General features: G+C 59.8%; 11 protein-coding genes and 1 pseudogene. 6 read left to right on the top strand and 6 right to left on the bottom strand.

Annotation, left to right across the window (positions count from 1 at the left end):
* Both WBP53_RS13600 and WBP53_RS13595 read right to left on the bottom strand, forming a co-directional pair.
* Nucleotides 1-232 (bottom strand): annotated as a pseudogene (locus tag WBP53_RS13600) (hypothetical protein); the annotation flags it as partial.
* 79 nt (nucleotides 233-311) lie between these two features.
* Nucleotides 312-1,391, bottom strand: coding sequence for a glycosyltransferase family 9 protein (locus WBP53_RS13595; protein ID WP_423929804.1), 1,080 nt, complete (start codon nucleotides 1,389-1,391; stop codon nucleotides 312-314).
* 375 nt (nucleotides 1,392-1,766) lie between these two features.
* On the opposite strand from WBP53_RS13595, the gene WBP53_RS13590 reads away from it, so the two are divergent.
* From WBP53_RS13590 to WBP53_RS13565, 6 genes are read left to right on the top strand one after another with little or no spacing between them, the layout of a single operon-like run.
* Complete coding sequence (locus tag WBP53_RS13590) at nucleotides 1,767-2,510, top strand: 3-deoxy-D-manno-octulosonic acid kinase (protein ID WP_423929802.1); 744 nt, start codon at nucleotides 1,767-1,769, stop codon at nucleotides 2,508-2,510.
* The gene (locus WBP53_RS13585; RefSeq protein ID WP_423929800.1) at nucleotides 2,510-3,280 is read left to right on the top strand and encodes an MBL fold metallo-hydrolase; all 771 of its coding nucleotides are present in this window, start codon (nucleotides 2,510-2,512) and stop codon (nucleotides 3,278-3,280) included. The genes WBP53_RS13590 and WBP53_RS13585 overlap by 1 nt, the downstream gene beginning before the upstream one ends.
* The gene (gene moaA, locus WBP53_RS13580; protein WP_423929798.1) at nucleotides 3,280-4,323 is read left to right on the top strand and encodes a GTP 3',8-cyclase MoaA; all 1,044 of its coding nucleotides are present in this window, start codon (nucleotides 3,280-3,282) and stop codon (nucleotides 4,321-4,323) included. Before WBP53_RS13585 ends, moaA begins: the two co-directional genes overlap by 1 nt.
* A gap of 50 nt (nucleotides 4,324-4,373) precedes the next feature.
* Nucleotides 4,374-4,865, top strand: a complete 492-nt coding sequence (gene moaC / locus WBP53_RS13575) for a cyclic pyranopterin monophosphate synthase MoaC (protein ID WP_423929797.1) — start codon at nucleotides 4,374-4,376, stop codon at nucleotides 4,863-4,865.
* On the top strand, nucleotides 4,862-5,101 hold the full coding sequence (locus WBP53_RS13570; RefSeq protein ID WP_423929795.1) for a MoaD/ThiS family protein: 240 nt from the start codon (nucleotides 4,862-4,864) through the stop codon (nucleotides 5,099-5,101). The genes moaC and WBP53_RS13570 overlap by 4 nt, the downstream gene beginning before the upstream one ends.
* A complete protein-coding gene (locus tag WBP53_RS13565) occupies nucleotides 5,098-5,532 on the top strand; it encodes a molybdenum cofactor biosynthesis protein MoaE (protein WP_423929793.1) in 435 nt (144 codons plus the stop codon). The genes WBP53_RS13570 and WBP53_RS13565 overlap by 4 nt, the downstream gene beginning before the upstream one ends.
* A 50-nt stretch (nucleotides 5,533-5,582) precedes the next feature.
* Here WBP53_RS13565 and WBP53_RS13560 read toward each other — a convergent pair whose 3' ends face one another.
* The 4 genes from WBP53_RS13560 to WBP53_RS13545 all read right to left on the bottom strand — a co-directional run.
* A complete protein-coding gene (locus WBP53_RS13560; RefSeq protein WP_423929791.1) occupies nucleotides 5,583-6,098 on the bottom strand; it encodes a hypothetical protein in 516 nt (171 codons plus the stop codon).
* A 136-nt stretch (nucleotides 6,099-6,234) separates the two neighbouring features.
* On the bottom strand, nucleotides 6,235-7,452 hold the full coding sequence (locus WBP53_RS13555; protein ID WP_423929789.1) for an AI-2E family transporter: 1,218 nt from the start codon (nucleotides 7,450-7,452) through the stop codon (nucleotides 6,235-6,237).
* 121 nt (nucleotides 7,453-7,573) lie between these two features.
* Nucleotides 7,574-9,199, bottom strand: a complete 1,626-nt coding sequence (locus WBP53_RS13550) for an NAD(P)/FAD-dependent oxidoreductase (RefSeq protein WP_423929788.1) — start codon at nucleotides 9,197-9,199, stop codon at nucleotides 7,574-7,576.
* 106 nt (nucleotides 9,200-9,305) lie between these two features.
* The coding region (locus WBP53_RS13545; protein ID WP_423929786.1) for an NAD(P)/FAD-dependent oxidoreductase at nucleotides 9,306-10,058 on the bottom strand (753 nt) is incomplete at its 5' end.

Below are 10,058 nucleotides of genomic sequence, written 5' to 3'. Positions count from 1 at the left end.
GGTCAGGCGTCAGGCGTTTGAAGGCACGCTGCATGGCGGCAGCATCATCCGGCCGGATCGGGCGGATCAAAACCTCAAGGTCACCGCCGAGTTCCAGACGACGGCCCGTAGCGGCGCGAGGTTCTGGGTCGGGTCGGAGGCTTTGCGGCCTTGATGCAGGTATCGACTGATACAGGCGCCACGCATCGAAACCGGATCCGTAGCGCCACAGGGATTGCAGATAGGAGTTCATGGGCGAATGGTGACGGCCGCCATTGGAGCTGACCATCAAATCCGTTCATGGCGTTTCTGCGCCATTCAGATAACACACATTAAATAGTTCTGCTATCACTTTGATATGCAAAGCTTTTAAGCCTTTCCAGTACGTCGTCTACCTCGATCAAATCCATGACGTCCCGGTACTCGAGCTTGCTCCCCCAGGCCAGTTCGTCGGCCGGCTTGCGGCGGAACTTGCGCGAAGCGGCGTCGTAGCGATCGACGCACCACTGGCGGTCGGAATAGGGTCCTGAGCGATTGGGGTTGCTCGCTGCATGCAGTCCCAGCACGGGTGTACCGACGGCGTTCGCCATGTGCATCGGCCCAGAGTCGGGAGCCAGCACCAGGTCAGCGCGACGCAGCAGCGCAAGCAATTGCTTGAGCGTGTCCTTGCCAGTCAGGTCAATGCAATGGGTCTGCATGTGGGCGAAAATGCTGTCTGCGAATTCACGCTCGAAAGCGCTGGGCCCCCCGCAGAAAACGACCCGCCAATCGAGTTCACGGACCGCATAGTCGGCCACAGCCGCATAGCGCTCCGGGCGCCAGTTGCGTAGTCGATGACTCGAGGTTGGACTGATCAACAGGATTCGCTTGCCCTTGGGCAGGTGCCTGTCAGCGAACGCCTCTGCCTCGGCTGGAATCGGTATGTCCCAGCGCACGTTTTCCTGGCGAATACCAAGAGGCTCCAGGAAGCTGGCCATCGCATCCAGCACGTGCTCGCCCTTGCGCGAGGGAATCCGACAGTTGATGAAGAGTCCATGGAGATCTTTTGAGCGCGCACGGTCGTAGCCGATGCGAAGCGGTGACTTGACCAGAAGACTTAACAGGTTCGAGCGCAGGGCTACTTGCATGTGCAGGAGCACAGAAAAGTGCCGCCCTGCCAATTTCGCGCGAACGGCACGAAAGCCCTCGCGCCGTGCAGCCTTGTCGAAAATGATGAATTCGACGCCCGGTATGTCACCGACCACCTTGTATTCCAGTCGACCAATCAACCAGGTGATCCGGGTGGTCGGCCAGATAGCTTGCAGCGTATGAACCAGGGGTACGACGTGGGTGACATCGCCAATGGCCGAAGTACGCAGGATGCAAACGGACTCTGGGGGGTCGGGGGGCAGGGTGTCGGAGCGATTTCGCATGCGGATCCGGAATCCGGTTTCATCAAAGGGCAATCCGCCATTGTCGCAGGCAAACGCCGATCTCGCTAAGGCATCGACGGAACCTCGCGGCGATTCGCCCCAGGACAGCTCAACCAGCCCGATCGAGCCTTCATATCAGCCTCTGGCATCTGGCAGCAGCCACGCGGCGTTCCAGCAACCAGCCCGGCTGGCGAGAAATCGGGTGGTTGATCCAGGCCTTTTGACGGCATTGCCATCGCTGCTTGCGTCATGCGGCGCGAATCGAAGGCAATACGGTTCCACAAGCGGATTGGCAGACTGGCCTGGCACGGCCCGACAGGCTGTTAAACTTCAACGCAATCCGCACCAAACCCCTGCCCGGAAACCCATGGCGTCATGATCAAGGCTCAGGTCCAACCCACCGCAACGGGCGCGATTCTGTTCGACGCTGCACAGATGCCGGTGGCCGAGGAAAAGTGGTTCCAGCAGTCGACTGATGCACACGCTGCACCCGACGATGCGGGTGGGCGGGGCAGTGTCTACTTCCTTGATGCTCCTTTCGGCGCCTGTGTGCTGCGGCATTACCGGCGCGGCGGGTTCGTGTCGAATTTCAACAAGGAGCGTTACCTGTGGAGCGGACGCAATCGCACGCGTGCGTTCCAGGAATTTCGACTGCTCGCCAAGTTGCATGAGGCGGGCTTGCCGGTTCCGTCGCCCCTGATGGCACGCTACACGCGTAGAGGACTCGTCTACCGGGCTGATCTGATCACTGGCCAGATTCCCGGCTCGCGCACTTTGGCCGTGCGCCTTGCCGCACGCGATCTTGATGCCGCCCTGGCGATCAGGGTGGGTCGGATGCTGGCGGGTTTTCATGCCCATGGGTTGTGGCATGCAGATCTCAATGCACACAATATTCTCGTTGATGCTGGTGGCAAGGTCTGGCTGATTGATTTCGATCGCTGTCGATTGCGCAAACCGGCCATGTCCTGGCAACAGGGTAATCTTGATCGGCTGCTGCGCTCGTTGCGCAAGCTGAAAGCGGCCAAGGTATTGCCAGAATTCGAGTCGGTTTTCTGGCACCCGATGCTGGCTGCCTACCATCGCAGCCTGTCTGATCGCTACGCGCGCGGGGGACGCTGATGAACCTGGCCCTTCGTTTTCTCGGGGTAGGCAATGCCCATGCGGTGGAGCTCGGTTCCGCCTGCGCTGTCATCGAGAATGACGGGCAACCACTACTGATGATCGACTGCGGCCCGGACGCGCTCACCGCCTATCTTGAGCGCTATGAGCAGGCGCCTGCGGCGATTTTCCTGACCCATGCGCACATGGACCATGTGGGCGGACTGGAGCGTCTGTTCTTTTCCACGTTTTTCAACCATGAGTTGCGCGGAAAGCTTCGCCTCTACGCACATGCTGCACTGATTCCGATTCTGCAATCGCGTGTCGCCGACTATCCGGAGGTACTGGCCGAGGGCGGGGCGAATTTCTGGGATGCATTCCAGCTGGTTCCGTGCAGTCGCGGGTTCTGGCACGGAAACGTCTGGTTCGACGTATTCCCGACCCGGCACCATGCACCCATGACCTCCTTCGGACTTTCTTTGCGCGCAAGCATGGTCTGGACCGGAGATACGCGTCCGATACCCGAGATCCTGGCCTGCCACGCAGGCTCGGGTGAACTGGTTGCACACGATTGCGTCTGGCAGGGAAATCCGTCACACAGCGGGATCGACGATATCGAACGCGAATATCCCGAAGGACTGCGTGATCGCCTGATCCTGTATCACTACGGGTCCGTGGATGAAGCGCGAAAACTGCGCGAACGCGGATACCGGGTCGCCGATCGTGGCGAGGGCGTGGCCCTGGCTTCGCCGCATGAGTCGGTCATCCTCGAACCGGGGATGCCAGGCTGATGGCAGGTCGGATCCCGCTGCAGGTCAAGCATGCCATGCCGCTGGACCGGCGGTCGCGAGCGCTGAATGATTTGCGCATTTCGGTGATTGATCGCTGCAATTTCCGGTGTCCCTACTGCATGCCGGAAGATGACTATCCGCGCGACCATCGATTCCTGAGCAAGGCGAATCGACTGCGCTTTGAAGAAATCGTGCGTTTGGCCAACCTGTTCTCTGAATTGGGAGTGCGCAAGTTGCGCCTCACCGGCGGCGAGCCTCTGCTGCGTCGCGAGCTTCCGGAGTTGGTCCGTCAGCTTTCAGCGATCAACGGCATCGACGATATTGCCATGACAACGAATGGAAGCCTGCTGCCGGCATCGGCTCGGGCACTGCATCAGGCGGGGCTGAACCGGATCACGATCAGCGTGGATAGTCTCGATGAAACGACTTATCGCGAGCTATCGGGTGGGCGCGGCGAAGTCAGCGAGGTGTTTGCTGCCGTCGATGCCGCTACTCGTGCCGGCTTCGGCTCACTCAAACTCAACTGCGTGGTGATGCGTGGCGTCAATGACGACCAGGTACTCGACATGGTGGAACACTTCAGAGGCAGTGCGCATGTACTTCGCTTCATCGAATACATGGATGTCGGAACCTGCAACGAGTGGAAGCAGGATCGGGTCGTGCCGAGTGCAGAATTGCGCTCACGCATTGACGCACGCTGGCCGATTCACCCGCTGCCTGCCAACTATGGTGGCGAAGTTGCGCAACGCTGGTCCTTTGCAGATGGCGCTGGCGAGATTGGATTCATCAGTTCGGTCAGCGAACCGTTTTGCGGCGATTGCACGCGTGCACGCCTGTCCGCGGATGGGCGGTTGTACACCTGCCTGTTTGCCGACAATGGCCATGACCTGCTCGGGCCAATGCGAGCCGGAGCCAATGATGCGGAACTGGCCACGTTGATCGGGGCCATCTGGTCCGCGCGCGATGATCGCTACAGCGAGATTCGCGGCGTCGCAGGATCGCCATCGCGCGAACGCGTCGAAATGTACGAGATTGGCGGCTGAGGGCTGCCTGCCTTCAAATTACGAATTCTGCATCAAGGACTGCACACCCAATGCCCAGTGAATTGACCCATATCGACACGCATGGACGGCCGAGCATGGTCGATGTCACCGCCAAGACGGCCAGTCGGCGAGTCGCCGTGGCCGAGGCGCGCGTGCATTTTCCAGACGAGATCGCGACCGTATTGAAAGGGGAGGGTTTGCGCACGGCCAAGGGGCCCGTTCTCGATACCGCAATCATTGCGGGGACCATGGCCGCAAAGCGCACACACGAACTGATTCCGTTCTGCCACCCGATGGCTATCGAGAGCTGTCGGTTCGAGATCGAGTTCGTCTCGGCGGATGAGCTTTGCATCCGCTGTGAAGTGGCAATTACCCACAAGACTGGGGTTGAAATGGAAGCCCTCACCGGTGCCAGCGTCGCTGCACTGACGGTTTACGACATGTGCAAGGCACTCAGCCACGAAATCGTCATCACGGGCGTGCGCCTGATCGAGAAGCATGGCGGCAAACGTGAAGTCAGTGGAGGGCACCTGAAATCATGATCTATCGACTGCTCTATTTCGCCAGCCTGGCTGACCGGGCGGGATGTGCCGAAGAAGCGGTGGAGAGCAATGCGACTGACGCCATCTCGCTCTATGAGGAGGTGCGCATGCGGCACGGTCTGGAAATGAAGCGCGAGCGATTGCGGGTCGCGATCAATGGACGCTTCGTCGACTGGAGTCATGGCATTGAAAATGGCGACGAAATTGCGTTCCTTCCGCCGGTGTCAGGAGGATGAGCCGGTTCCTGCTATCCGAATCAACGATTGATGACCAGGCGGAAAAGTCGGCACTGAACAATTCGTCCGCCGGCGCCTGTGTGATTTTTGAAGGTTGGGTACGCAACCACAATGAAGGGCGTCCCGTGCTCCGCCTTGACTATCAGGCGTATGCAGCGCTGGCGCGCAATGAGGGCGAGGCGATCATGGTCGATGCCCTTGAGCGATTCGATTTGCGTGGAGTCCGCGCCATCCACCGCACCGGAAGTCTCGCCATCGGCGATCTCGCGGTCTGGGTCGGGGCCAGTGCTGACCATCGTGACGCGGCGTTCGCGGCATGTCGCTGGATCATCAATGAAATCAAGCTGCGGGTTCCGATCTGGAAGAACGAACACTATGCGAACGGTGAATCAGGATGGCTGCATCCTGACAACTCACCGGTTGAACGCTGAGGCAAACGACCAGCCGGTGACAAGGTCAATCGGTCTGGGACCTTCCAGCATCAATCGATACGATAGACCCGGGCTTTGGGCATGTCCTCGACGACCTGCAGGAACCATCGTCCAGCGAAGCCGGGTACAAGCTTGATCTGCGGCGCCTGCAGGGTTTCGCGCAGCTTCACGGTGCCCTTGAGCACTTTCCATTGCTGGCCGTTTTCCAACTGAAATACCGTGCCAGGCTCCCAGCCGGAAGTGGGTCCCACGAGGCGACTCCGGATCGGCTCCTCCTCCAGACCAACGAAATTGGACGACCGAGGCGAGGATCCGGAAAGCTCGGTTGTTTCCGGCCTTGCCGATTCCTTGCGCACCTGATCGATCCTGGCTTCGACAATCTTCGCGATCTCGACATCGACAAGTCCGTTCAGCAGCTTCAACTGCTCGCTGGAAAGCGTGTCCAGGCCGGTCGCGTGCATCTGCTCCTGGCTGAAGCGCTTTTCCAGTTCCGCATATGGCTGTCTTGCGGCAACACTCTGGGTGGCCAATGCCAGCAAGCAGGCAAGAACGAACAGTGTGCGCATCAGCGTGAGGGCCCTGAATCGAGATTGTCAGATTGCGATGATGTGCCCGTCGTGTTTCAGATTCGTGTCACTGCAACAAACCCGGCCGAACGCGCCCGATCATCCAGAGCGGAGTCTTGAATTCGTGAATGTCCCGTCATTTCTCGAGCATCACCGCCCAGCCCTGCAATCCTTCCACCCGGCTGCAGATGATCTTCAGGCAGACAAGCATGGGTACTGCCAGGAGTAGTCCGAGAATGCCCCACATCCAGCCCCAGATCATCAGCCACAGAATGATGGCAAGAGGGTTGAGGTTGATGGTGTGTCCAAGCGCCAGCGGCGTCGCCATCTGGCTTTCCAGCAGATGCAGACCCATGTAGCCGGCAGCCGGCAGGAAGGCTTCTCCAAGGCTTGGAAATTGCGACAATCCGATCATGCTGAGCAAGCCCACCATGATCAGCGGCCCCACATACGGCGTGAGATTGAGGAGCGCCGCCAAGGCACCCCACAGCAATGGGTTCTCGACCTTGAGCACCCAGAGCAAGGCGATAGTGGCAACGCCAAGCAGGATGCTTGTGCTGCACACGGTCAGGAAATAGCGTGACAGATCGTTCTGGATCGAGCGCACGATATCGACCGTGATCCGTTTCTGTTCCCAGGTCGATCGCATCATCAGGGTCCTGCGCAGAACCGTATCGCCGTAGAGCAGGAAGAAGTAGGTCAGCAGCACGACTGCCAGGACGCTCGCCAGAACGCGCGGCGTTGTCGACAGCAGGCTGGCCTTGGGCGGAGCCTGCACCACGACCGTCTTGTTCCCGGACTTGCCTTCACCGGTGATTTCGCTGAGTGATTCACCGACCTTGTTGGCTTCCGTGATCGGGCGCATCAGCGATTTCAGCTTGGGAGTCACGCTGCGCATGACCTTGGGCGCCTTCGCGACCCACTCGGAAGCAGGGGTGTACAGGGCATTTCCGATTCCTACAACCGAGGAGACGGAGATAAGGATCAGCAGGAGTGCAGCAATCCAGCGCGGCAACCAGCCACTGGAAAGTCGTTTCATCAAGGGACTCAACAACAGCGCGAGAAACAGCGCCAGCAGGATGGGGAGAATGAGTTCTGCAGCGAAGTAGCAGGTATACAGTCCGCCGCCGATGACGAGGATTCCGAGAAGTCGATGAATCCTGGAATTGAGGTCGAGCTGGGATTCGCGAATGGCCCGATTCAACGCCGGGCTTGAGGACGCCGAAGTATCTTTCGAGCTATCAGAAGGCGGTTTGCCTGAATCGTCATTCACCGATGCCACCGGTTCTTTCCGAGCGTTTTCTTCATTGCCGTTGACCGACATGGCGGGATCCGCTGACAGAGGATCAGCCATTCTGCACGCGATCAACACGATTTGTGGCAGTTGGTCCTCGGGCGTTCATGTGCGGTTGGCGTTTGTGGGCCTCTCCGCCGATGCGCTTGTCGCTCCCGTGAATCGTGCCTGAACTGCAAACTCAAGGGAGCGAATCGCCGGCCAGCATCGACAGGGCCACGGCCTCGGCAACACGGATGCCGTCGACGGCTGCCGAAAGGATGCCCCCAGCGTAGCCTGCACCTTCGCCCGCCGGAAACAGGCCGCGCGTATTCAGACTTTCCAGTCCCTTGTCGTTGCGCTTGATCCGGATCGGGGACGAAGTCCGGGTTTCAATTGCAGTGAGCAAGGCATCGTGCTTGTCAAATCCGCGCAGCTGCTTGCCAAATGCCGGCAGGGCCTCGCGCATCGCCAGCAACGCGAAATCGGGCAGGGCAGTGGCGAGGTCGCATAGATGCACGCCAGGTTTGTAGGATGGAACAACGACACCCAGGCTCGTCGAGGCGCGTCCAACAAGAAAATCGCCGACCAGTTGTCCGGGTGCTTCGTAGCTGGATCCGCCGAGTGCGAATGCTCGCTCTTCCCAGGCCCGCTGGAACGCGACGCCTGCAAGCGGATGGCCAGGATAATCGTCTGGCGTGATGCTGACGACGATCGCGCTGTTCGCATTGCGCTCATCGCGCGAGTACTGGCTCATGCCATTGGTGACCAGGCGGCCGGGTTCCGACGCGGCCGCCACCACCGTGCCACCAGGGCACATGCAAAAGCTGTAGACGGCACGGCCATTGCTTGCGTGATGGACCAGTTTGTAGTCGGCTGCGCCGAGCAGGGGATGGCCTGCGCTGGGGCCATAGCGCGCCCGATCAATCATCGATTGCGGGTGTTCGATGCGACAGCCAATCGAGAATGGCTTGGCTTCAATGTAGACGCCAGAGTCATGCAGCATCTCGAAGGTGTCGCGTGCGCTGTGTCCGACCGCCAGGATCACATGATCCGAACGGATCTCCTCGCCGCTTGCCAGCCGCACGCCACGAATTCTGCCTTCCTCGATATCGAGGGCATCGACCTTGCTTGAAAACCTGAATTCACCGCCCAGGGACTCGATCGTTGCGCGCATGTGCTCGACCATCTTGACCAGGCGAAAGGTACCGATGTGCGGCTTGCTGACAAACAGGATCTCTTCAGGAGCACCAGCCTTGACGAATTCGGCAAGCACCTTCCGGCCGTGATGCAGCGGATCCTTGATCTGGCTATAGAGCTTTCCGTCGGAGAATGTACCGGCTCCGCCCTCCCCAAATTGCACGTTGGATTCCGGATCCAGAATGCCCTTTTGCCAGAAGCCCCAGGTGTCGCGGGTTCGCTCGCGCACGGCTTTGCCGCGTTCAAGTACCAGTGGGCTCAAGCCCATTTGCGCGAGGATCAGCGCGGCCAGGATTCCGCAAGGCCCGGTACCGATCACGATTGGTCGATGCGCGCGTTTGACCCCGGGCGAACTGCTGTCGGCGACGAAACGGTATGACGTATCCGGTGTTGTCGTGACATGCGGGTTTTCAGCGAACCGCGCTAGCAGCTCGGCATCCCGACTTGTCTGGACATCGAGGGTGTAGATAAAGGAAATGGCAGATTTTTTCCGGGCGTCCACGCCGCGCTTGAATATGCTGAGTTCAAGAACATCGTCGGGGGCCAGTCCGAGCCGCCCGCGGACCGCAGCCGGCAAAGCATCTGGAGCATGATCGATGGGCAGTTTGATTTCGGTCAGGCGCAGCATGGTTTTCGCGGTTCAAGGGTTGGTGATGCCGCAACTGGTCGACCCGGTTGCAGGTGCCGTGCAGGCGGCCGGTCAAGGCTACTGGATTGGAAAAGGTTGTCGAAACTCAGACGGCTCCGCCGGCGGCCCGTCCCGATGCCCATGCCCACTGGAAATTATAGCCGCCAAGATGACCCGTCACGTCCATCACTTCGCCGATGAAGTACAAGCCATCGATGCGTTTGGACTGCATCGTGCTTGAGGAAAGTTCGTCGGTGTCGACGCCACCCAGGGTGACCTCGGCGGTGCGGTAGCCTTCCGTGCCGCTGGCCACGACAGGCCAGGCGTCGAGCAGAGCAGCTATATCGCGTAGTTCACTCTCGGCCAACTGTCGCATCGGCTTGCTGGTCAACCAGTGCTCGCACAGGCGCAGAGCCAATCGCCTTGGCAGGAAGTCCGACAGCACCGTTCTCAGCTCCGCGGCGGGTCGCTCACGCTGCTGCGAACACAGCAGCTCGAAGCTTTCAGTGTCAGGCAACAGGTTGATGCGCAGATCATCACCAGGCTGCCAGTAGGACGAGATCTGGAGTATGGCCGGTCCGCTGATGCCACGATGGGTGATCAGCATGTCTGAGCGAAACTCCTGTCCGTTGCAGCGGCTCTCCACGGGCAGGGCGACACCACTCAGGTCTTGCAGGCGCTCCTGGTGCTTGCCACTCAAGGTCAGCGGAACGAGCCCTGCGCGAGTGGGCAGCACCGTATGACCAAACTGTCTGGCAAGATCGTAGCCGAAACCACTGGCCCCCATGCGCGGAATCGAGAGGCCGCCGGTCGCGATGACCAGTGCCCCGGCTTCCATCGTGCCTTTCGAAGTCTGCAT

The sequence above is a fragment of the Dokdonella sp. genome (genome assembly GCF_049593775.1).
GTDB lineage: Bacteria > Pseudomonadota > Gammaproteobacteria > Xanthomonadales > Rhodanobacteraceae > Dokdonella.
The sequence above is the reverse complement of the archived record's forward strand: the minus strand, read 5'-3'. Positions and strand labels throughout refer to the sequence as shown.